The sequence below is a fragment of the Bacteroidota bacterium genome, assembly GCA_013360915.1.
GTDB lineage: Bacteria > Bacteroidota > JABWAT01 > JABWAT01 > JABWAT01 > JABWAT01.
Map to the genome: position 1 here is coordinate 820,905 of JABWAT010000001.1, position 25,749 is coordinate 846,653.

Annotated in this window: 12 protein-coding genes; 4 read left to right on the forward strand and 8 right to left on the reverse strand. The window is 48.8% G+C overall.

All coding sequences use genetic code 11. The features are described from left to right. Position 1: 1 nt before the first annotated feature. The 3 genes from HUU10_03525 to mazG are packed head-to-tail and all read right to left on the reverse strand — an operon-like array spanning position 2 to position 3,026. A complete protein-coding gene (locus tag HUU10_03525) occupies positions 2 to 1,120 on the reverse strand; it encodes a glycosyltransferase (protein ID NUQ80659.1) in 1,119 nt (372 codons plus the stop codon). 17 nt (positions 1,121 to 1,137) lie between these two features. Beyond that, complete coding sequence (locus HUU10_03530; GenBank protein NUQ80660.1) at positions 1,138 to 2,250, reverse strand: glycosyltransferase family 9 protein; 1,113 nt, start codon at positions 2,248 to 2,250, stop codon at positions 1,138 to 1,140. Further along, positions 2,247 to 3,026 (reverse strand): nucleoside triphosphate pyrophosphohydrolase, encoded by a 780-nt coding sequence (gene mazG / locus HUU10_03535; protein NUQ80661.1) that lies wholly within the window; start codon positions 3,024 to 3,026, stop codon positions 2,247 to 2,249. The genes HUU10_03530 and mazG overlap by 4 nt, the downstream gene beginning before the upstream one ends. 27 nt (positions 3,027 to 3,053) lie before the next feature. On the opposite strand from mazG, the gene HUU10_03540 reads away from it, so the two are divergent. The 4 genes from HUU10_03540 (at position 3,054) to HUU10_03555 (ending at position 7,009) form a co-directional block, all read left to right on the forward strand. Further along, the gene (locus HUU10_03540) at positions 3,054 to 4,292 is read left to right on the forward strand and encodes an aminopeptidase P N-terminal domain-containing protein (protein ID NUQ80662.1); all 1,239 of its coding nucleotides are present in this window, start codon (positions 3,054 to 3,056) and stop codon (positions 4,290 to 4,292) included. Further along, entirely contained in the window at positions 4,289 to 4,930 is a 642-nt protein-coding gene (locus tag HUU10_03545) for an LON peptidase substrate-binding domain-containing protein (GenBank protein NUQ80663.1), read from the forward strand. Before HUU10_03540 ends, HUU10_03545 begins: the two co-directional genes overlap by 4 nt. Then, positions 4,927 to 5,775: an MBL fold metallo-hydrolase gene (locus HUU10_03550; protein ID NUQ80664.1), complete on the forward strand. Its 849-nt coding sequence runs from the start codon at positions 4,927 to 4,929 to the stop codon at positions 5,773 to 5,775. The genes HUU10_03545 and HUU10_03550 overlap by 4 nt, the downstream gene beginning before the upstream one ends. A gap of 331 nt (positions 5,776 to 6,106) precedes the next feature. After that, complete coding sequence (locus HUU10_03555) at positions 6,107 to 7,009, forward strand: rhodanese-related sulfurtransferase (GenBank protein ID NUQ80665.1); 903 nt, start codon at positions 6,107 to 6,109, stop codon at positions 7,007 to 7,009. Between the two features lie 32 nt (positions 7,010 to 7,041). Here the strand turns inward: HUU10_03555 and HUU10_03560 are convergent, their stop codons facing one another. From HUU10_03560 to HUU10_03580, 5 genes are all read right to left on the reverse strand, one after another. Then, complete coding sequence (locus tag HUU10_03560; GenBank protein ID NUQ80666.1) at positions 7,042 to 7,680, reverse strand: hypothetical protein; 639 nt, start codon at positions 7,678 to 7,680, stop codon at positions 7,042 to 7,044. A 10-nt stretch (positions 7,681 to 7,690) separates the two neighbouring features. Continuing rightward, on the reverse strand, positions 7,691 to 14,506 hold the full coding sequence (locus HUU10_03565) for a tandem-95 repeat protein (protein NUQ80667.1): 6,816 nt from the start codon (positions 14,504 to 14,506) through the stop codon (positions 7,691 to 7,693). A gap of 60 nt (positions 14,507 to 14,566) precedes the next feature. Next, positions 14,567 to 20,452 (reverse strand): T9SS type A sorting domain-containing protein, encoded by a 5,886-nt coding sequence (locus HUU10_03570; protein NUQ80668.1) that lies wholly within the window; start codon positions 20,450 to 20,452, stop codon positions 14,567 to 14,569. A gap of 238 nt (positions 20,453 to 20,690) precedes the next feature. Further along, entirely contained in the window at positions 20,691 to 23,132 is a 2,442-nt protein-coding gene (locus HUU10_03575; GenBank protein ID NUQ80669.1) for a T9SS type A sorting domain-containing protein, read from the reverse strand. 139 nt (positions 23,133 to 23,271) lie between these two features. Next, complete coding sequence (locus HUU10_03580) at positions 23,272 to 25,671, reverse strand: T9SS type A sorting domain-containing protein (GenBank protein NUQ80670.1); 2,400 nt, start codon at positions 25,669 to 25,671, stop codon at positions 23,272 to 23,274. Positions 25,672 to 25,749 lie beyond the last annotated feature (78 nt).

Sequence of the window (25,749 nt, forward strand, 5' to 3'; positions counted from 1 at the left end):
GTCAGGAACGGGCCAGCGCGAGCAGTTCTCCGGCAAAACCTGACCAGGAAAAGTCGGGCGCCCTTGCGGCAATTTCCCGTTCCATCTGTCCATCTGAATGGTTTTCGAAAAACCGGCGGATGGCATCGGCCACCGCCCCGGGGTTTCCGGGAGGAATCACCAGTCCGGTAACTCCGTCAGTCACCATCTCGGTCAGGCCGCCCACTGCCGTTACAATCACAGGAAGCTGGTAATGATAGGCGATTTGCACAATTCCACTTTGTGTCGCAGACCGGTAAGGCAGAACAACCACATCTGCAGCTGAGAAATAGACGGCCACTTCCGTATCGGGTATGTAGTGGTGATACAGGTAAATCCTGGAACCAAGCTGCAACCGGTCGATCTGCTCCTGATAAGCCTCAAAGGACCCATAAACTTCACCAGCAACCATGAGCCCGATGCGGGAATCGGTTTCGGGCAGGGCCTCAATTAACACATCGAGTCCCTTGTAACCTCTGATGAATCCGAAAAAGAGCAGCATGGGTGAATCCGGATCGAGTCCCAATTGCCTGCGTGCCTCTGCACGACCCATGCGGGCCGGGAAGTGATCGTAAACAGGATGGGCTTTTACCACATGCCGGGCGTCTGGTTTCAACCGCAATAAATCATCACGAACTGTTGCTGTCATGGCAATAAATGCAGAACTGCGGTTCAGGAAATACCTTATAAGGGTAAGATCACCTGGCCGGCGTTCATGCGGAATCACGTTATCGAGGATGGTCACCACCCGAACGCCCCTTTTTTTCAGATAGCCAGCGACAAAACCAAGCGAGGGTCCGAAAAAGGGCATCCAGAATTTCATAACGAGCACGTCGGGTTTCCAGGAGGCAATCAGTCGGGCTGTCCGGTACCAGGAAACGGGATTGATGGTATCCAGACACCGGTCAGCCTGAATGGGGTCGGCAGGGTCTCCCTTCTGAATCAGCTGAGTCTGACCTGGAAACAGCAAATCGGGATACTGTCTGGTAAAAGTGAAAGCACGGATTTCAGCGTGCTTTTCCAATTCACGGTACAAGGAGGCATTGAACTGGGCAATCCCGCCCCTGTAGGGATAAAAGGTTGAGAGATAGGCAATTTTCACCGGCTGAACCTGCTCACTCAACCCTTTTTAACGGCAAGCATCTGATGAACAGCCTGATACACCTTCTCAACCGGCAGATCATTCATACAATGCTGGTCACGTTTACAGGTATTGCCAAAATAGCAGTCACAACCGGAATCGGGCTGAACAATCACACCCCGGTCATACAACTCGAATTCGTACGGATTGAAAATGTTTACAAACAACACCTGCGGAATTCTGAGTGCAATAGCAATATGCATCATCATGGAAACCGCGGTCACAATCACATCGCACTGGTTCGTCAGCGAGAAAAACTGCGGTAGCGTAAAGGTACCGGGGTAGTAAGCGCCGGTGAGCGATTGCAATTCACGGTTTCCGGCATCTTCAGCCGGACCGCCCAGCAGAACCGGGAAAAATCCGTCGTTCGTCAGCCGGGTAATCAAATCCACCCAGTACGGAGTGGGCCATAGACGGGTCAGCCAGCGGTCGCCGCATCCGGTATTCAGCCCGATGATTTTTCTGCCATTCGCACGGGCACGCAAGTCATCCCACATGGCATCGAGGGAAGGGTTTAGCTCGAGTACATAGGGTTCTTTGTTGAAGGAGAAACCACAGATTTCAAAAATTTCTTCCAGATAATTTTTCCGGTTCACTTTTGACAGATTGTCGAACATACCGGTCAGGAATTTATGGTCAGCCAGATGGTTAGCCACATCCACATGACCATCACGCAGGATGTAGCCATACTTTTCCACTGCCCAGACATCGGCAAGCAGGGCACAGGCTTCCACATCTTTATCGAGGTTAATGGCAATGTCGAATTTCAGATGGCTCAGATTGTAAACCGATTTAAAATCGAGTTTGTAAATCTTATCCACACGACTCGCCGGAACGGCTTCGGGAGTAAGAGTCAGCCAGGTGATATGACATCCGGGATGAACTTCACGGAATTTCTGAATCAGCGGGGTGGTCCGGATCACGTCACCGATTGCACCGAGTTTGATCATCAGAATCCGTTTGCTGATGGGCTCGTAAGCGGTGCAGGTGGGGCAGACCTGATCATTGGTTTTGTTGGGTTTGCAGGGAATATCTCCGCGGAAATGCCGGCAATCGAACCGAACCTGATTCATGCTTACCTGAACGCTCATGACTTTAAACGACTTTCTGATTTTTTTGCTTCATTCCAGAATTGATCCATGACATCGAGAGGTGTGGTTTTCCAGGGAAGATTTTCTTCCCGCATCCTGTTTTCGACGTGACGGAATCTTGATTTGAATTTTCGGTTGGTTCTGGCCAACGCCGTTTCGGGATTCAATCCGATAAACCGGGCATAATTGGTCAGACTGAAAAGCAGGTCACCCAATTCCTCTTCAGCACGATCAGGAGACTGCCCCTCTGCCTCGCGGAATTCGGCCAGTTCCTCCTCAATTTTCGCCCAGACCTCGCGTCGGTCCGCCCAATCAAAACCAAGCGAGGAAACCTTATCCTGAATCCGGTAGGCCTGCAGCAAGGCGGGCATCGAGTCAGGAACCCCTTCAAGAACCGAGGAACGTCCTTCCTTCATCTTGATCAGTTCCCAGTTTTGCTTAACTTCATCAACCGAGGATACATCGGTGGCTGCAAAAATGTGCGGGTGACGCCTGATCAGTTTAGCCGTGATGGAGGAAAGAACTTCGGAGAGCGAAAAACGGTTATCTTCTTTGGCAATGATGGCATGAAGGACCACATGAAGCAAAAGATCGCCCAATTCTTTTTTTAACTCATCAAAATTCTGATTTTCGATGGAATCGGTGGTTTCGTAGGCTTCTTCGATCAGCAGGTGGGCAAGACTCTGGTGGGTTTGGGTGGAATCCCACGGGCAGTCTTTCCGCAGCCGTCTGACCACGGTTACGAATTCATCAAACAGGTCTGATTCAGATTTCATTCACTACTTAAACTACTGTAAAAAACCATGAAAATGCCGGTTGAATTTCATCAACGCAAACGACGTTCACTTTTGCAGGCCTTGCCGCCCGGAACCATTGCAATCATTACCTCGTCCTTCCCCGCCTGGAAAAGTCATGACCAGTTTTTTCCTTTCCGTCAGGACAGCAATTTCTACTACCTGACTGGATTGCAGGCTGTAACTCCTGCCATGCTCATTCTGACCACCGATGCTTTTCTTGGATCTCATGAATGGCTGTTGTTTCCCCGCCCCGACAGCCACAAGGCCCGCTGGGAAGGCGGAGTTGAAACGGACGAACGGATCAAGGCCGCAACCGGGGTTGAAACACTTGCCTATTGGGATGAATTTGAACTCAGGTTCGGAAGGTTGTTCTCTTCTTCTAAAACGGTATTGCTGAACACTCCCGAACTCGATTTCAGTCCGCTGATTCACCCGACCCACCACATCCGGGAAAAACTGACCAGGTCCTTTCCCCATATACAGCCCGGTTCTGTGAATTCTTACGTTCACCGATTGAGGCAATTCAAAGACAATGAGGAACTGGATCAGCTGCGGTCGGCCATTTCGGTCACCGCCTCGGGGATCAGACACATGGTGGAACTGGCACCGATCGTTGATTATGAATATGAACTGGAGGCAGGTTTTCTCCATGAAATTCACCGGCATGGAATCCGGAATCTTGGCTATGAGCCCATCATTGCCGCCGGAAATAATGCCAACATTCTTCATTACACCGCTAACAATTCACTGATCGGTGAAAATGATTGCATTCTGGCCGATGTGGGGGCCGAGGTTGGTGGCTATTCGGCCGATGTGACCCGGGTATTTCCGAAAAACCACTTTACCGACCGCCAGGCGGCCATTTATGAGGCGGTCCTGCGTGTAAATGAAGCGGTCATCCGTGCCGTCCGCCCGGGAATTATTTACCAGAGTCTGAATGATCTTGCCAAAGATCTGCTGACGGAAGAAGCCCTGAAACTGAACATCATTGGTAAACCGTCGGAAATTACCAACGTCTATATGCACCGGGTAACCCATTTTCTCGGTCTGGATGTGCATGACATGGGCAACTACCAGCAAACCCTCGAACCCGGAATGGTGATCACCATTGAACCGGGCCTGTATGTGGATTCTGAACATACGGGCGTGCGGATTGAAGACGACGTGCTGGTCACCGCATCGGGATGTGAGGTTCTGACAAGCTCCATTCCGAAATCTTCTGATCATTTCAGGCGGCACCGATGATTCCGCTGTTTCCGCTGAATGTGGTGGTTTGTCCCGGCGAAGAACTGGCTTTGCACATCTTTGAAGACCGCTACCGGGAAATGATCCGGCTTTGCATCAGCGAAACCCGTCCCTTTGGCATTATTCTGGTACATGACTCCGCCATGATGACTGTTGGCTGCACAGTGAAAATCAGCCAGGTTCTGAAGGTTTTTGATGATGGACGGATGGATATTCTGACGGAAGGCCAGCAACGATTCACCCTGCTTTCCACCGACCGCCGGAAAAGTTACCTGCAGGCAACAGTCGATTACTTCTCTGATGAACCGGGTGAACCGGACTCATTTGTCACCGAAGAAGCCATCAGGCTTCACAAACAATTGCTATCTCTTGCTGGTGCGCCGGCCGATGAGAAAACCTATGAAAAAAGACCTCTTTCCTTCTCTTTGGCCCACAGTGCCGGACTTGATCTTGAAGACAAACAAAAGCTGCTCGAGGACCGGTCAGAACCCTCCCGTCTGTTGTTCCTGATCGGGCATCTTACCGCACTGATCGATAAAATCCGTTACTATGAAGAAGTAAAAAAGATGGTCCGGGCAAACGGACATGCCCGTTTTTTTCCACCCATCGACCTGACCAATCTGGGAACCCGATCATGAAAACCATTGGTGATTATACGCTGCAAACCATTGAAACAGGCCGCTTCCGACTGGATGGCGGGGCCATGTTCGGGACGGTACCCAAAGTACTCTGGGATCAGCAACTCCCGTCGGACCCCCAGAACCGGATTGATATGGCACTGCGCACACTTCTGATCAGGGGCCATGGCCGAACCATTCTCATCGACACAGGAATGGGCCATAAATGGGATGAACGACAGCAGTCCATGTATGCGCTCGATTACTCACATACCACTTTGACGCAATCACTCAATGCAGCAGGAATCGGACTTTCAGACATTACTGATGTGATTCTGACTCACCTGCACTTCGATCATGCCGGCGGTGCCACCATGTTAAGGGATGGAGAACCCGCACCTGCCTTCCCGAATGCCACTTACTACATCCAGAAATCCAATCTGGAATGGGCACGAAATGCACATGAACGCGAACGGGCCAGTTATCTACCCCAGAATTTCGAACCATTGGCCCTTGCCGGTTGTCTTGAATCCATCGATGGCCCAACCACCTTGTTTCCCGGATTGTCCGTTTTTGTTTCGGATGGCCATACAATCGGCTTGCAGGGGGTGAGAATAGAGGGATCGGGCGAGTCGGTGGTTTACTGTTCTGACCTGATTCCAACCAGCGCCCATATTCCCGTTCCATGGATCATGGGCTATGACATTCAGCCGCTCATTCTTCTGAATGAAAAGAAAAACCTGCTCAGCCAGGCCCTCGATCAGAACTGGATTCTGTTCTTCGAACATGACCCGGTTACAGAAGCATGCAGACTTAAACCCGGAAAGAAATATGTCGAAAAAGGCGACCCGGTTGTCTTTAGCTGAAATTTTTTAAAATCAAAGCCCTCGAACCTTACTTATTAAACCAGAGTGACCTTTAAATTGCGCCACTTCGGGTGAATTTCAGAGTCAATGTAAAATTTTAAGTGGAAACGTTTCCAAACTATTGACATTTAAGTGAGGGGCCCGTATGTTTGCTCCTGACGGTACTGGTCATACTGTCAAAGAAAGCTCAGCATGACCGCAAGGAAGTGCTGAATCCTTTTCTGTATCTTCATGGTTTACCCCGGTTTGGTCACCGGGGTTTTTTTTTGCTGTTACCTGACCATGCACATGCTTTCCCCGTTGTCCTGCCTGTTCTTATCTTTGCACCCCAATGGAAACTTATCATATCCTTTTATATTACAAATACGCTCCGATTCCGGATCCGGTTGCCTTTATTGCTGAACACCGGCAGTTGTGTTCCTCCCTGGACCTGAAGGGCCGGATTTATGTTGCTGGTGAAGGCATTAACGGAACGGTTTCAGGGTTACCGCACCAGACCGATGCCTACCAGGAAGCGGTCCGGAACCTTCCGGGTTTTGAGACAATCGAATTTAAAACAGAAACCTGGCATCAGCATGCCTTTCCAAGGCTAACCATCAAGGTCCGTCCCGAAATTGTGGCACTGAAAGCAGGTACCGACCTCGATCCCAATCAGGAAACCGGCACGTATCTGGAGCCCGGAGAGTTTGACCAAATGCTTGAATCAGATCCGGATGTTCTGGTTCTCGATACACGGAATGACTATGAATATGCCATCGGGCATTTTAAAGGGGCTGTTGAATCCCCCATCCGGAACTTCAGGGATTTCCCCGACATGATCGAGAAACTGGAACCCTACCGTGATAAGAAAATCCTTGCATATTGCACGGGTGGAATCCGGTGTGAAAAGGCAACAGCTTTATTAAAACGGGCCGGATTTAAACAGGTTTTTCAGTTGCATGGCGGAATCATCCGGTATGGGCAGATCACTGGTGGCAAAAATTGGGTGGGCAAATGTTACGTGTTCGACAAACGGATTGCTGTTCCGGTCAATCAGACAGATAACACGGTTATTTCGACCTGCCGAATCTGTCAGCAACCTTCCGACAGGTATATTAACTGCAGCAATGCGGCATGCAATCAACAAATACTGGTTTGTGAATCCTGTGAACCAGCCATCAAAGGGGCCTGTTCCGAGGCCTGCACCAACTCACCTCTGAGCAGATGGGGTCAAAAACAGGAAAGTCCGGCCTGACCGGACTTTCCTGAACAAACGTGCAAATCTGATTAACTATTTCCTGCCACCAAACCTTCCAGCATGGCCAGGATCCGGTCGATATAATCGGCAGCATTGGGGTCGGGATTAAAATCGGCCTGAACCAATTGAATATATACCACTGCATCGGCGTAGTTTTTCTGAAGTACCCTGATCTGAGCACCCATCAAAGCCCCATCCTTATAATTGATGGTCTGATCGTACTGAAACTGATACAATGGCCTGTCCACAGTCAGGAAGGTTTTTAACCTCGACAGGACCTCATCGGTGGCAATTGATGCATGTGATTTATTCCGGTTCAGATCGTAATATTTGATCATGCTGTACGGAATAATTGCTTCCCTCTGATCATTCAGACACCGTTCAAGATACAAGGCCGATGAATCGGCATTTCCTAACCGGTAAAATGCCCATCCCAATCCCAGTTCCACTTCAGGCACACGCCTCAATTCCTCAGACATGAGCCGGTAGGCGGTCCGGAAATCCTCAAGAGCCAATGAATAGTTTGAGCTCTGATAGGCCTTCCAGGCCGATTCCACCTTTTCTTCAATGGTTGGTGAGGTATCCTCACTGCAGGAAAAAAAGGTCACAGCCAGAGAAAAGGATATCAGTCTGATGAATAAGGCAACAGGTAATTGAATCGTTTTCATGGTTTTCTCCTTATTTCATCAACACCAGTTTACGAGTCAGGCGCTGACCATCCACCGTCAGCCGGACAAAATAGACCCCTGAAGCCTGCATCCCCTGCGATCCGACCGCACGCCATTTAACCGAGTGATGGCCGGCTGGCAACTCCTCTGCATCCAGCAAAGTGGTCACCTGCTGACCCAGCAGATTAAACACCTGAATGGTCACGGTGGCATCGGCCGGCAGGTTGAACGGTATGGTGGTTTCCGGATTAAACGGGTTTGGATAGTTCTGGTCCAGACTGAGTTTATCGGGAAGCAACGGCTGCTCTTCATTGTAGAACAAGGACATGGTCTCAAGTTTCCGTAATTGGATCGTCACCTGTCCGTTACGGCCCTCACCTCCCAACCACTTCCATTCTGAGTCAGCTTCATCCCAGCGATAAACCGAAACATGCCGTTCCGATTTCCATCCCTGTGCCGGTTCATATCCGAGTGTCAGTTCCGCTTTCGATTGCAGAGACGGATTCCCGTTCCAGACAAGAACCGGTGAAACCATCGTCCATCCATCAGGAACCGGGTAATCTGTTCCCGGGTCGTTTGTTTCAAGCGCAACCCATGCTTCCTGACTCATTCCCTTCTCAGGAATGGTGATGGAGCCGATCAGTTTCTCCAATGCAAGCCGGTTTCTGACTCCTGGTGCAAATCTGAGAATCCGTGCCTGCTTAATCAGCGAACCGGTGTTACCGACGGCATCAATCCCCGTAATGGTAATTCTCAGGAGTCCGGTATCGAGATCATGCAGATAAATCACTCTCAGATTCCGTTGACTGTCGAGAACCCAGACAGAATCCTTCAGACTGCTTCCATTCATAACGGAAGAAACTGACGGTGAAGAAGCAAAGGTTTCGGCAGACCGGAACAACACACTCAGATTATTTCCCAAACCATTATCGGTTGCTTTCATCACCCATGCACCAATCACGGGCGCCTGAGTGTCGGCAGTGATCACCCGCCGGGTCGGAGAAGAAACAGTGGTTACCCCCGATTTGTCCGATGCCAGCACACGCCAGTTCCAGACACCATTGGGTAACCGGTCAGGGAAAGTATATCCGAGTAGCCGGGTATTGGCTGTCAGAACCGGTGCGGTGAACAACGTATCAGCAGCAAGCTGAATCCGGTAAGTCACCGTATCTCCTTCTCCTTCATCAGGATCGGTTGAAGCGGTCCATGAAAAGGCCACCTGATTGCCATTGGTTAATAAACCGGAGTCAGGTGAGAGGAGTGAGAACAATCCGGGTGCATCATTTACGGGACGGATGGTAACCAGAAATGTATCTGTCACCGATATCTGAAGTGGATCCGTAGCAGTCACCACCACACGCGCAATGCCGTTCTGGTTCGGAACCGTCGTTCCGGTAACTTCGTTTTCCATCAGACTGACCGTGAGTAATCCGGGATCAAGACTTGAAACCGTCAACGTAAGCAGGTCACCATCCACATCAGAAAAAACGTCCTTCAGACCTGCAATCACCTTGTCCGATTCATCCTCACTGACAGATGCATCTTGTATCAGATTTCTTAATACCGGTTTGTCATTGACCGGATTGATCAGGATGACCAGAGTGTCGGTGGCTGTAAACTGTCCATCAGAGGCCGTTAAAACCACCTCGAAACGACCGTTGGCATCCGCACCAGACTCTGACAGTACAGTGGCACCATCTACCTGAACCATTAATCCCGGTTGAAGGGATACTGCCGAATAACTCAGCTCAGAATTGTCTGGATCAGAGAATACCAGATCCAGATCATTCACGGTAATCTGCGGACCCGAATCTTCATCAAACACCCGATCGGATGCGGGATTTAATACAAACGGCGCATCATTAACGGGAAGAATTGTCACAATCAGCGTATCGGTCACAAAGGAGCCAGACGGATCGGTGGCTCTTACAATAACCGACACTGGTCCGGTCTGGTTACTGAGCGGTGTGACAGAAAGCTTTCCATCTGTCACTGATGCAATCAACCTTGCAGTTGCCTGACTCAATGCAGAATAACTCAGTGGATCCCCATCCACATCGGTAAAATAGGAGGTAATATCAGCCAGTTGGGTGGTGGATTGATCTTCGGTCACCTCTCCATCCGGTATGTGACCAACCAGCCCAGGCTGATCATTAACGGGCAGAACCGTAACCAGGAAAGTATCTGAAACCGAATACTGGTCATCCGATGCAACCAATTCTACCTGAAAAACCCCATTAATGTTAAGAGCAGGGGTCACCTTCAGTCCACCCGACTGTAACTCAACAATCAGCCCTTCTTTCAGAGATGATGCCTCATAGGTAAGGTTGGGTGAATCAGAATCATCGAAAAACAAGCTTACATCGGTCAGAAGCATTTGTGTACCACTGTCTTCTGCAATGGTCTTATCACCAATCGGATTCTGTAAGAAGGGTGGGTCATTAACCGGATCAATGGTCACCACAAAGGTATCGGTGGCTGTTTCGAAAGATGGATCCGAGGCATAGACCACGACGGATACCGATCCGTTTGCTTCACCAACTGTGCTCACAAACAGACTGTTATCAGAAAGGGTGGCGGTCAGTTTTCCCGGATCAGCACTGATAACCTGATAACTGAGAATATCTCCATCAGGATCAGAAAACACGCCTTCCGGTAATCCGGCCAGGATCGATTGATCCCCTTCACTGATCCGGATGTCGGAAAGTGGATTCTGCCGGACCGGTTTATCATTTACCGGTGTGACCACCACTTTAAAGGTATCGATGACCGTATACTGTCCATCCGAGGCAGACAAGGTGACCAGAAAATCGCCATTCACATTCTGATCGGGCGTAACCAGTACCGTATTTGCGCTCAGGATAGCAGATAAACCAGGTGTCAGGGATTGAACAATGTAAGAAAGCTGAGGTCCATCGATGTCTGAGAAAACTGCCGAAACAGATGGAACCACCAATTGATTCATTGAATCTTCATTTATCACCTTATCGGTGACCGGGGAAGAAACCACAGGGGGATCATTCACCGGCCGGATGGTTACCAGAAAGGTATCGGTTACCGACACCAATGAAGGATCGGTCGCCCGGACAACAACCGACACCGTGCCGTTCTGATTTGGCTGAGCCGTACCGGTAATCTGGTTGGTATTCAGAGAAACGGTCAGCCGGGTCAGATTCAGACTCGTCACGGCATAAGTCAGCAAATCACCATCGGGGTCAGAAAACAGCCCGGTTACCGAACCCAACGGAGCATTAATGGCCTCCTCATCAATCGACACATCGGTCAGCTGAAGGTTTCGTACCGGAGCATCATTCACCGGGGTCACCGTCACTTTGAACGTATCAGCCACGGTAAACTGGCCATCCGAGCCCGCCAACCGGACCAGGAATTCGCCATTGAGATTGGACGACGGAGTTACCAAAACGGTATTTCCGCTGATCACAGCCGACAAACCCGGGGTCAGGGACTGAACATCATAGCTAAGACCCGGACCATCGATATCGGAAAAGACTGCGGAAACAGAAGAGACCACCAACTGATTGGCTGAGTCTTCTGCAATCGTTTTATCGGAAACAGGATTTTGCACCACAGGTGCATCATTCACCGGGGTCACCGTCACTTTAAACGTATCAGCCACGGTAAACTGGCCATCCGAGCCCGCCAACCGGACAAGGAATTCACCATTGAGATTGGATGACGGGGTTACCAAAACGGTATTTCCGCTGATCACGGCCGACAAACCCGGGGTCAGCGACTGAGCATCATAGCTAAGACCCGGACCATCGATATCGGCAAAGACTGCGGATACAGAAGAGACCACCAACTGATTGGCTGAGTCTTCTGCAATCGTTTTATCGGAAACGGGATTTTGCACCACCGGCGCATCATTCACGGGAGTAACGGTTACCAGGAACGTATCGGCCACAGAGAACTCATTATCAATCATTTCCATGACCACACGAAAAACTCCGCTGGTATCCGGGACGGGTTGCACCAGAACTTCTTCTCCGTTCAGCCAGGCAGTTAATCCCGGATCAAGCGAGATCACTGAAATCGTGTTCGCGGTTTCATCGGGATCGGTTATGACGGATTTCCAGGAATCTACCACCCGGTAGGCGGCGTCGTCTTCTGAAATTATCACATCCTTCACAGGACCGATCAGAACCGGTGGTTGATTGCCTTTTCTGATTTCCACAAGAAATGTATCGGAGACAGAGGCTTCGGTCGGATCATAAGCAGTTACCACCACCCGGGCCCAGCCCGTATCGGCTGCCTCTGAGAAGGCCATAATATCCGATTCTGACAGACGCACGGAAAGAAGGTCCGGATCCAGTGAGTAAGTATCGTAAAAAAGGGTATCTCCGTCCACATCAGAAAAGACACCATTCAAAGAAGCAACCATCCGTTCCGGTTTTCCTGACAGCACATAGGAATCGGAAACCGGTTGGATGACAACCGGTGCATCGTTAACCGGGGTCACGGTCACCACCAGCGTATCCGCTGCAGAATAGTCTCCATCAGACGCCGATAATCTGATCCTGACCTGACCATTAAAATCGGACTGCGGAGTAAACAATACCTGATTTGCCAACAGTTTTACCGTTCCGCCTGCATCCAGTGCCGAAACACCCATCATCAGGGAAGGGGTATCAACATCGTAGAACACGCTTGCAACATTGCTGACCAGCACCGACTCGGGGGCATCCTCATCGATGGTTTTATCCGCAGCCGGATTCTCCACAATAACAGCATCATTCACCGGCGAAACGGTTACAAGCAGGGTGTCAGAAACCGTTTGGATTCCATCGGTGGCAGTCAGAACAAAGCGGACCGTTCCGTTAAAATTGGATTCAGGAGTGAGATACAAGGCCTGGTCTTCGGTTCTGAAATTGATACCTGAATCCAGCCGGTCCACGGTGACCGTCAGGTCATCCCCATCCGGATCCGAAAAGCCACTCCGGATGTCACTGATAATAACCGCTTCATCGGCATCCTCTGCAATGGTCTCGTCTGATACCGGCTGGCTTACAACCGGCGAATCATTAACAGGATCGATGGTGACAGAGACCGTATCGGTTGCAGAAAGTCCGGTTGTATCCGTTGCGGTGACCATGATCAGGGCCACCCCATGCTGATTGGGCTGAAGAGTAACCTCAATCTGACTTCCGTCCAGAGCAGGTGTCAGTAAATCGGGCCTGTTGGTGGAAACAGATATTTCCTTCAGGTCCTGATCAAAAAAGACAGTGCTCAGATCGGCAAGAATGAAAGGATCGTCATCCTCTGATACCCTGGCATCTGCAATGGGATTTTCAATGACGGGCGGAAGTGCCGCACCAAAGTCCCAGTGACGGTAGCGGGCAGGATCAATGGATCCGAAGGCCACCTGCCTGATGACTTCCAGACTGTCTGTTGTCAGGTAGATTTTGTGCTCCGTTCCGGTCACGCCTTCATTGTCATATCCTCCCAGGCTCAGTTTAAAGGTGGTCGAATCGAGGACATCGACCTGCCGAACATATTCAATGGCCCATCTGGTTGGATCCACCGGTCCGTTCGGACTGGTTTCCATCATGGACATCATTCTCATTTCACCCAGTGAGGAGGGCGTCCAGGGTTCCGCATAACCACCGGTTACCGGACCGTTGATAAACAGGACCTGTTCCTGGATGTTGTTTTTATCCACCACAAAGCCAGACCCGCCAAAATCTTCCAGTTTTTTTCCGTATTCATTCACCTCGCGGAGAGCCGGGTTGATATCGGCCACAATTTTCAATTTAACCGGAATCATTCCAGTCGAATGAAACAGGCGTATCTCCTGTGATTTGGTCTCCCCGGAGGATGGAATAAACCTCGGGAATGAAATCAGAAGCTGTCCATCAAGCAAAAAGAGGTAAAAATCACCATCATTCCCACCTTCATCGACGGGGGTTTCCGGATCATCACGGTAAACCGGAATGATGCCGAACTTTCCATCCTCTTTCGTAACGCCAGTTCCGCACAGATTCCAGTCAGAATCGAGTACTTCAACGGTCAACCCACCCGGGACCGGACTTCCGTACCCATCCAGGATGGTACCGTAAAAGTTTTGCCAGACGGTTGTTGGCAGCACCCCGGCACTGATATCCAGATTGATGACATCACCATTTCCCGTCCATACCGGTTCGGTCTGATTCAAAGAACGTGCACGTTTCCCGTTCACAAAAAACTGCAGGGGCTCACCAGGTCCGGCGCCTTCATCGAGCAGTGTGGAAGGATCATCGCGGTAAACCGAAACCAGTCCATATTTTCCGGCTTGCTTCACTTCCGTGCGTCCGCACAGATTTCCATCCGCATCAAGCACATCCACCAGACTGCCCACTTCGGCAGGGACTCCGTTAACAAGAAGGTTGGTTCCGTAGAAGGATACCCATTCGGTCGTGGGGATGACACCACTCATCATCCGGTATTCAAACGTTTCACCGTTCTTGGTCCAGACCAGCGTCTGACCGTTTTCAGTTCTGGCCCGCTCATAAGCAACCCACACAGTCAGCACATCACCAGGTTCTGCACCTTCATCCAGCTCAGGTGTGGTAAAATCATCCCGGTAAACAGGGATAAGTCCGAATGTGCCGGGGGTTTTCACAGCACCGTATCCGCACACCACTCCCTGAGGATCTGTCACCCAGATCGGGGTACCCGGATTGGCCGGACGCCCGTTCACCAAAACGCCCTTGCCCCAGATGCTGATCCATTCTGTGGTTGGTATAACAGGTCCATATCCCGGGGAGGAGTCTGCAATCAGCGGAAGTGCTACCAGTCCGGTAAGAATGCTGGCAATTAACTGTTTCATTTAAATCTCCATATTCTCCAATGAATCCCCCCGTTTTTTATCACGGGGGGTAACGTTACATCACTTCAGAAGAATCATTTTCATCGTTCTGGTAAATGAACCAGCTTGTATCCGGTAGAAATACATGCCGCTTGCCACACGACTGCCACCCGAAGTCTGGCCATTCCATGTCACTGTCTGATAGCCAGCCGGTACCACCTGATCCACGAGTGTGGCAACTTCTTCACCGGTCAGGGAATAGACTTTGATGGTCACATGGCTTTCTGCAGGTAACTCATACCGGATTACCGTCGAAGGATTAAACGGATTCGGATAGTTTTGCTTCAGAGCAAACGTGGTTGGCAATCCGGATCCTTCCCCGGCCGATGTAACCACATTGGAAATGTCCACGATGGCGCCCATTCCCTTCCACTCAAGACCTGACACCAGCAACTGATCACCGGCGAATAGCTGAATGGGTGAGCCCGGTGTGGCACCTTCATCTTCCGGAGTGGCCGGATCATCCCTGTAAATGGCCATCAGACCAAACTGTCCATCTGCTTTGGCCACTGTATAGCCGCAGAGAATTCCTGATTCGTCACGTGCCGTCACAACCGTTCCTTGTTTAAGCAGCAGGTTATCTGCTTTAACCGAACTGGCGTACACCGACATCCATTCAGAAGTAGGCACTAAACCTTCCGGACTGTCAACTGCCACATGTTTGGCTGGTTTCTTTTTCAGATTGGCAAGAACAGATTCCTTCCCGCCATCAATCACCCCATAGCCCCGGTAAACCAGGTTGGTTGCTTCCCTCACCTTAATCCAGTAACCGTGATTTTCCTTCATGGTGAGCAGGGTATTGAATTCCATTGGAATGGTTGGATCGTAGGTAAGTCCGCCGTATTCAAATCCCAGTACCAGTTCGAGATTGTCACCCAGATCCTGAAGCGTCCAGTTAAGCGGTATATCATTCGGGCCCAGGAAACTGACCAGATTCCATCCGGCATTCAGCGGAATGGGAGTGTTTGGTGCAAACGGATAGCCAGTCACATCCAGATTGGCAAAATCTTTCATTTTCATCCAGTATCCACTGTAGCCGTCCATGGTCTGAAGGGTGTTCATTTCAGGCGGAACCTGTGGTGACCAGGTCAATCCTTCATTTTCGAAACCAAGTGCCACCCGCAGTTTATTCATGACAGATGATAAGGCCACCTGGGTGGAATCATTATATAACGTTCCACCGAATCCGATCAGATTCCAGCCGGGTGACAGAGCGATGTTTTTATAGTAGGGTCGGGATGCCTCATAGGAATAATAGGCCGACCAGGCAGCATCACGCAATTCCTGAAGCGAAGGAGCTGCAAGCACCGCATAGATGACCTTCACGTTCTGCTGACTTTCTAACCAGAAAGGCCCGGCAGAAACCATGGTTCTCACATCGGCGGGTGTTGATTCCTGAATGGAATATTGCGTCAGCAAGTTATAAAGTACCGAATCTTGCTCCTGATGGGGCAAAAACGAATTCCAGGTTGCCGCACCCGAGGTTTCCCAATTCAGGATAACCATCCCGTAATAATTGTTGTTGTTTTTTGGAGCCGGTGCATAGACATAACTCAATTGGATATCCGTTTCGAATCCCGACAGATTAGCGGCAGCCGAATCCACATCCCAATCCATGGCCAGACCGACATACAGATTGGATAGCGGATACCCATTGGTGTTCCTGATTTCATAATCATAAATACCAAACCGCGGACCCATCTCGGCATCATCCATGGTAGCAACCAGTTTCACATCGAGACCAATCGGATTGCTGTAGATTCTTGAATCACTGAACCGGGCTTCCACTGCATTTTCAAAACCCCGGTAAGTCGATTTGATCCGGCGGATCGGAGCAAGCGGTCCCCATTCATATTTACCTGTAGAGACGGCACCAGAAACCTGATTTCCAGACACACCTACAATCAGCTGGCCTTCATACAAACCATTTGCTCCCAGTAACCGGAAACCTTCACCCACACCCAATGTCCCGTCGGATTGCACCGAGGTGGAAAGGATATCATTGGTCAGAATTTCATTGCTCAGCGGGTACTTGTAGATGTAAACCGGGATATCGGTAAAGTAGAAACTTCCGACTCCATTATTGGCTGATACGGAGAACGTGTAAAAACCAGACATACCTTCCGGCGGGGCCCAGGAAAGATACTCACCATCAAAAGTGGCACCAGCAGGCATGTTGTGGAAGGTGATATCGCCTCTTTCTGGCCATCCGTCAGTGGTGACTCTGATAACCCCCGGCGAACCGGCAATCAAATCGGTTCTGTCAAAGTGGATATAACTGACCGGCAACAGAACTTCATGCAGGAACGGAGCCCCGATCATACTGTTGTAGTCTTTTACCACCAGATGATTCTGGTTAGAAGTTACATCCGGAGTAAACCATTTGCCCATCTGACTGTATTGGAGTGTTTCCATCGGCCAATAGCCAATCAGGCCCGGTGTATGAGGGTCAAGGGTTACCATCATAGACTGGTTGATCTGAGACCAGTGATGGTAGTCATCCCACAGACGAACTTCATCAAGCAGACCAAAGAAAGGATTATTGCTCGAACTGGTACCTGTATAGAAGCCACCGGTTCCCGGTGCCACTGTTCCTGTTCCTGTAACCAATCCGTCCTCATTTCCATTGATGTAAAGTCTGAGCTCGCTTCCGTTATAGGCACCGGCCAGATGATACCATACACCTGTTTCCGGAATCATGTTTGATTTCACCTGCATCCGTTGCCCATCCTGATTGAATACCACAAAAGCAAAGGCATAACGGGTGGTATCGTGATAAACCTGAAGGTTAAAGCTTCCCGGCCGGCTTAACAGAACCGAACGGTTTTTCACGGGCGGACCTTCCGGATCAACTGCATCAGGCAGATTGGTCAAAAACACCCACGCTTCAACCGTGAGATCAGTACCCAATTGCTGAAAGACTGACGGATTGGCTCCCGGCTCTGGGTTGGAATCATTGGCGAATGCTGCCGGAACTGACATTGAGCTGGCAAAGGAATTCTGGCTGGGTGCCGTCGGACGTTTGTTATTCCAGTATTTCCAGGCAAGGGTGGTATCTCCATTCAGGAAAAACTTCCGGTTACCATTGTTGGCAAGATCCGGCTCACCCATGTAGTGGATATTTTCTTCCCAGGTAATCAATTCGCCGTTTTTTTGAACAAACTTGTATTCATACTGGCCCCTGAAGGCAGGATCGATCAGTACAATGCGCGAATAAAAGTGCTGATCGGCCGGGTAAATGCCATTGCCGCAGCACAGGTCATCATGCCTGACCTCGGGATACAATTTTCCTCTTTGGGTCATGCTCCATGATTCATCAATCATATTCCCTCTGACGAACAGTTCCCCCGTCTCACGTGGGAAAAATCGCTGATCTTCCATGTTCACCCGGAAATGAACAGCGATACTATCCGACCCGCCCTTTGCGATTTTCAGCGGATTCCATGATTGATCCCGCATGATCTGTTGTCCCGTGATGGGGTCTTCATACACCTCGGGAAGACCTGTTGATACAATTTTAATGGTGGTATCATTGTAAACCACAAAGCCCGGATTAGCGTACCGGTCCCAACCGGTTCCGGACTGGGAAGTGGTGACAACCTTGAAAACTCCCGAAAAGTTACCGGCAGGTATGGGAATCATTCCATACCACAAATCACCCCTCACATTGGTGAGCGGTGGCATGGTCTGGTAATTGGCCCAGTCACCGAACATGCCACTGCCTGCGATTTTCACCTGGGTTCCGTTACCGGCCCGGATGGTATCCTGAACGAAAGCTGTGTTTACTTCAAAAGACACTTTTTTGTAGGATGGATCCGGATAAATATCCGACTGGGACCGGGGCATCAGCTGATACACACCTTCGAATTGAGAGATGACCCCAGTGACATGAAAGATTCCGGATGGAATGGGCGTTCCCACCAGGTTGGTAGGTCCGGATATCCGCATAACCGATCCGGCAGTCAGGTCGCGGATCAGGTAATTGGTGTTTTCTGTAAAGGTTCCTGAACCGTTCAATCCCACATTATATATAGTAACAAGCATCCCTTCCTGGCCTTCCCCAAAGGAGGACAGTGTCATGGGCATGGCAGGTAAATATCGTTGATAAGTGTCAACCACATCCCAGACGATATTTTCACCATTGATCAGTGTCTGACCCGATCCGGGGTGCCCGCCCACCGAGCCAAACTCGGCAACCGCACCTGTCACCACCACTGAATCACCAATCGAAACAGGTGGATGCTCGGTAAAATCGTAAATCGGAATTCCACCGGTCATGTCCTGAATGTAAACAGGTCCACCGAATTCGGGACCAACTGTTACCCGACCAGTCACGGTGACTCGGGTACCCAGAGGTGCCAATTTGGCTTCGGCAATATCAGTGATGCCCGAATAGGTTTCGAGGGCAATCTGCGGACCATTGTAATAAATGGAAGCAGGGGCGGTACCAACTATCTGACTGGTTCCATCCGTTCCCACACCTGTCCACATCACGTGCAACTGGTACATTCCTTCTCCCAGACTGCTGACCCGTGGAGCCATCTGCGTAAAAAACTGCATCTGACTGTCATTGTCGTTAACGGCTAACGGCGTGGACCAGACGGAAGCATTAACTCCACGGCCCGAAACCATGATTTCACTGGTTCCATTCGGATCGAGGGGATCGATATCGAGCCATTTTACAAACAGCGCCTCACCATTGTCATCCCTGGCCGCATCGATCTCTGACCGGGTGTTAAGCGGATCGGTCCCATAGACCCAATCGGTGTGACCCAGCGGGCTGACCAGGCTGAGTGACCGGGACTGGCCGGATCCGTTATCGGTCGATTTCAGTTCATACACTCCATGGTTGCTGTTATCGAGACCATAAAGCTCAAAAAAGGCATGAAAATCACCATTGTGGTCAGTGACCATGTCGTAATTGTAGGTAATGTTGTTAACCGGAATCCCCAGATTCATGGCCATCTGGTAGATATCAACCAAATACTCTGAGATCACATTTCCATTGTCAATATGGATCAGATATGGGTAAAAGACACCATGCCCCAGCGACAAACCAGTGTTGAGTGCATAGAGAGAATCTGGCTGAACCGTTGCCACAAACCATCCTTGATTGCCATAAAAGTCACCCCGTAAATGGTTGGCTGTAATAACAACTCCTCCATTCTGAACATCGGGAATGGTATGAACCACCGACCAGCCGGCCCCTTCATCTGACCGGATCAGATACAGGCTGGAGTTATTCATCACGTTGGTTCCTGCCCACAGGTAAGAACCCTGTTCGACAGCAATTTCACCCGGGATCCCCCATTGAAGGGTATCCTGACCCAGCATAAACTCAGTGCTGTACCATTGGTCATAGATGAAGGGAAATCCGCCTTGCGAATTGATATCGGAAACCACCGATCCAAAACCTCCAAAATTTCCATTGATCAGTTCGGCCCATTGGGTAACCAGTCGAACACTTTCCCCGTCATTCCGGATGGCGAGATTGGGATGTCGGCCTAAAAAGGTTGGCATGCTGTGATTGGCATTCTGAGCCGGTAACCAGGAAGTTCCTCCATCCAGACTGGTATGATAGGCAATGCGCCCACTGCCCGCCGGAATCTGATAGTCAGAGGGTCCCCGCCGTTTTACAATGACCAGGAATCCGGAAGAAGGATCATAGGCGATCTGGTTGGTTCCGGGGGCCTGGGTGGCATAGGAATTGGCCATGTCTCCCACTAAAGTTGAGGAAACGGTGGACTTTGCCAACCGTGAAACGGCGTTCCCCTGGTCCGCAGATTCATGGTCCAGAACAGGTCTCCCTGTCATGGATTGGGCAGAAATTTGAAACACTCCGGTAACAAGCATTCCTGCGATGAGAACCAGCATCCTGTTTACTGTCAACGATACCTGTTTTTTCATGATGACCGCCTCGGCTTGATTGTAAAAATTGGTCGGTTAATGTATCGACTTGTCCGGAATCTACCAACTTAGAAATCGGATAACTAAACAGACTTTAATCATCCAGGCGGAAAGGTGACGCCCGTCAATTATCAGACGTAGACATCCTTTTTGTTTACACTTTATATAAACAAAAATGCCAGCGGGTATTAAGTCCGCTGGCATTAAAAATAAAGACAGGTAAAAGCCGGATCGTGCTTTACTTAATCAAAACCACCCGAATCGGTTTAGTTTGTTCGCCCCGGGCTTCGGCGTTGACCAGATAAACACCCGATGCCAGCTTGCTGAAATCAAGCTCAGCAATCTGCTCACCTGCCGGACGGGTCACCGGAAGTGACATCACCTGCTGACCCAGCAGATTAAATACCCGCAGATTTACCTCACCGGCATGTGACTGAACCCAGCGCAGCGTGGTCGACGGGTTAAACGGATTCGGGTACGCCGACAGGAGTTGAAAAGCAGAAGGCTGAACAACCGGTTCTGATTCGACGCCTACGCCAACATCTTCGGCAATCAGGAAATCATCTAAATAAACAAATGAGGCTGAGGATGATTTTTTGATGAAACGAAATCTGATTTCTATCGGTTCAGAAAAAGACAAAATGGATGGTAAATCATAGTTATGCCTGACAAAGTTTACATCGAACATGGTCCGAAATTCATCTACTGTAATCCAGTTCTCTGCTGACTGATTTCGGATCTGAACTCTGAAGGTGTCTGAATCACGTAATCTGGCGGAAATGGTGAACGATAGACCAGCCTGATCAAATTCCGAAAGGTCAACAGTCGTCTGAAGCGTCCATTGACCCTTGTAACTGGAACTTAGCCTTATCGTACCATTGGTTCCAGTCCAGTTTGTTTGAGATGTTGTACTCAAAGTGGTATCTCCCTTCACGCCACGTTGCCAATTGAGTATCTGTCCTGAGATCGGGTCATTTTCCCACTTTTCTTCTTTATACCCGGGTTGTTCATTAACCTTGAAATTAAGACTTGAAACAGAAGATTTGGTAATAGAAACAACCTTATCTGTTGTATCTGGTAAAATACCCCATCCCTTAGGGTTACTGATAATAGATACCCAGTAATCCCCTCCATATAAGAATAAGGTCTGCTTTTCCCTTTCTGTTTTGAACAAAAAACCATCTTCCAGATTAATCGTTGAATTAAAGGGCGTGACATTAACCCAAAATTCCTTGATAGGTTGATTAAACTGGTTCTTTACATCCAATTCAAGTGTACCAAACGCTGGTTCAGGAGTATCGACCCTTAAAAGTTTATCAATTGATGTTTTCATCACATCAATTTGGGATCTTAGTTTGAAAATGCTGTTTAAATTATCTGTACCCTTTCCAACTAAATAGGTTGCCATAATAACTTGTGTATCTCCAACAGCCATTGTGAAGGGCCTTGAACTGATCAACATACTTTTATCCTCACCCCTGCCGTCACGCCAACCAGTACCTTGCTCAGGATATCCCGGGTGGACGATTCTTGGATTGTCTGAACTGGTGCCACCTATTCCTTCGAGATATGGTATAAAGGATGTGCCATTAAACTTGTAGCCCTTCTGGTAATTGCGAGCTTCTGTCGCAGAAAAAGGATAAGGCAATGTAGGGTCCCCACGAGCAAACTTCACAAAGGAATCCATGGGTAATTCCTTAAAGCCAATCTTTGGGTGGCCAAAAACAAAGGCAGTATCCGTCGTTTGCCCTGTTTGTACCTGCGGTCCAAGTAAAAATCCTTGACCCAATGCAGGAGGCGCGGAACCATAGTCTGCGTCATTATTGGTTTCATTGTAACAATAAGCCAATGAACGAGGCTCCCCTTTTTCTTTATCAAATACTCCCTGCCTGGTTATTCTCGTCGTATCAACCCCAATCATATCATCATTTAACCGCCCCACATCCGGATCGGACCACAAGGAAAATATCATGTCATTTATCTGATGCTTTCCTTTGTTAATCAGTTTGTAAATCAGGATGACAGAATGATTGTATACCTCTGATTTGTCATCGACCCAAAAAGCAGACACCTGTGCTTCCAGTCCCATCGGTTTACTTCCCATAAGCCTACTTTGTGGTGCGACTCCATCATTGATTACAAACCAAATCATTTCAGAGCCAAAAATTTTCGGCAGATCACCTTTTTGGGGATCATATATCCCGTTGTGGTTATAATCATGAAAGTCGGCCCCCAACTCAACCGGCCAATCAGCAATGTCAGGGTTTGAGGTCAGAACATCACCATGCTTGTATTTAAAAACCCTGAATTTTTTTGTGTTTGGATCAACCGGGAATCCATCATTGCTAATGTTACCTGGTTGCCATTCTTCAATTCGTGAACTGGATGTCATCCATGCAGTGTAAAGACTATCCTCTTTGTATCCGCTTACCGCAAAACCTCCACAAAAAAGAGTGACCTTATCAGAATTTTTCGGATACTCAATTCCTCCGGTAGCCGATTGATTCTGAATATTTCCATTGTTCTCAAACCACATCCTGAAAGCAGGGGCATCCAGAAATTGAAATTGAGAATAGCCTGCTGATAATTGTGAACTACCAGCATTCTTATTTGAAGGTTGTGCCTCAACAGAGAAAAATAAAAACAGGCATGAGATTAGAAGAAAAAATCTATCATACATGATTTAACCAACGCTTTTCTTTTGAATAGCAAATTTTTTTGATCATTGAATTTGAACCTTCTGTGCGGAAATTATCATTTTAATTCAAGTGAATGACCTGTTTTAAAGTGAGAATCATACCCGTTCCTGAAAATGTTCTTTACTTAATTAAAACCACCCGAATCGGTTTAGTTTGTTCGCCCTGGGCTTCGGCGTTGACCAGATAAACACCCGATGCCAGCCTGCTGAAATCAAGCTCAACCGTCTGCTCACCTGCCGGACGGGTTACCGGAAGTGACATCACCTGCTGACCCAGCAGATTAAATACCCGCAGATTTACCTCACCGACATGTGACTGAACCCAGCGCAGCGTGGTCGACGGGTTAAACGGATTCGGGTACGCCGACAGGAGTTGAAAAGCAGAAGGCAGAACAACCGGTTCTGATTCGACGCCTACGCCAACATCTTCGGCAATCAGGAAATCATCTATTGAAATATATGAAGAAACGTTTGAACGCTTTATGAACCTGAAGCGAATTTCGATTGGCTCTGCAAATGATACCAATGATGGAAGGTAGTAATTATGACGCGTAAACGATGTATTAAGGATTGTCCGGAATTCATCCAGCAAAATCCACCCGGTCATAGAAGGATTGCGGACCTGAACACGAAAGGTGTCCGAGGCATTCAGTTTAATTGATAGCGCAAATGAAACACCAGCGTTTTCCAATGTCGACAGATCAACCTGAGTCTGAAGTGTCCATTGACCTTTTAAAGTACTTGATTGTATTCTGATTGCACCATTATTGGGTGTCCATTCATATTTTGTCGATAAACTGTAAGTGGTGTCTCCCGGAACTTTCGTCAACCAATTGTCAATTACACCGGTATACAGATCCTTTCTCCACTCCTTTTCCCAATATCCAGTCTGTTCCATTAATACAAAACTGAGTTCAGATGTTTCTGACTTTGTAATGGAAACCACTTTAGACAGGGTATCAGGAAGCTGCCCCCAAACAGATGGATTGCCAATCACGGTAACCTTATAGTCTCCTTCATACAAAATGACCGATGTGGACCCATCTGCCTCATTTACTGCCAGTCCCTGGTTCAGATCAACAGCAGAACCCAATGGTGTAACATTTACCAGGGCTTTTTGAATGGGTTGATCAAACTGGTTTTTCATGTCAATTTGCAGCGTTCCAAGAGCAGGTTGCTGCGGAACAAGCTTCAGCAGGTTATTATATGCCGACTGTGCACCATCCGAGTTCAGACGTAATTGGGCAAGACTACCCAGATTATTAAGAAAAGACCCAACCACATACCCCACCACCACAACCTGTGTATCACCCGTGGCCATATTAAACGGTTTGGTGTTGATCATCATCCGTTTATCACCTTGAAAATAATCCCGCCAACCAGTGGATTGCTCTGGCAATCCGGGGTATACAATTTTCGGATTATCCAACGATGTTCCCCCCGTTCCATCTGTTAGTGGATCGTATTGGGAACCATTGAATTTGTAGCCCATCTGATAGTTTCTGGCTTCATCAATTGTTCTTGGATCCGGAACTGTAGGATCTCCTCTGTTGTACTTGACAAATGTCTCCATACCAAGGGCCTTGTATCCAAACTGTTTCTTTCCAAGAATTTCAATGCTATCCTGAGGATTTCCCGTAAATTCTTTGGGACCGAGGAAAAAGTCATAACCGAATGCCGGCGGGAGGGATCCATAAGAGGCATCATTGGTGGTTTTATTATAGCAATAGGCAAGCGACCGGGTTGAATCCACACCCACCAGATCATCTTCTGAATCTCCGAGATCCGGATCGGACCACAGGGAAAAAACCATGTCATTGATTGGATGAATTCCCTTATTGATCAGTTTGTAAACGATAAAAACGGTGTGATCCAATTCGGATGCTCCACCATCAAAGTAAAAGGCAGAGACCTGTGCTTCAAGACCCATCGGCTTACTGCCATTCAACCGGCTTTGAGGCCCAACTCCATCATTGATCACATACCAGACCATTCCCGATCCGTATATTTTCGGTAAATCACCATTCTGCGGATCGTAAACTCCATTTTCATTGTAATCATGGTATTCCGCACCAAGATCCACCGGCCATGAGGCGATATCCGGATTGGTTACCAATACATCACCCAACTGGTATTTATAGATTTTAAACAGTGGATTATTGGGGTCCGCCGGGTTACCATCCAACCCGATGTTACCTGGCTGCCATTCTTCAATGCGGGAAGCAGAGGCCATCCAGGCAGTCCTCAGACTATCCTGAACAAAACCACTAACCGCAAACCCCGACGCAAACAAGGGGTGCTTTCCCGAATTCAGCGGATACTCAATACTCCAGCTACCAGATGGATCCTGAATATTGCCATTGTTCTCGAAATAGATCCGGTAAGCAGGGGCATCTAAAAATTCAAAGTCAACAAAGGAACTTTGCCTTTTAGGCGGGTCCGATTTTTTATCCCCCTGATTCGCATGAGAGGGTTGTGAGAAAAAAACAAATGCTAACAATAGCAGCAAAGGCTGTTGCATGGCGTGGTATCTCCGGGATTCTTCGACGGTTATTGAGAACGATCAGCCCAAAGATAAGGATATTTTTATCATCATCTG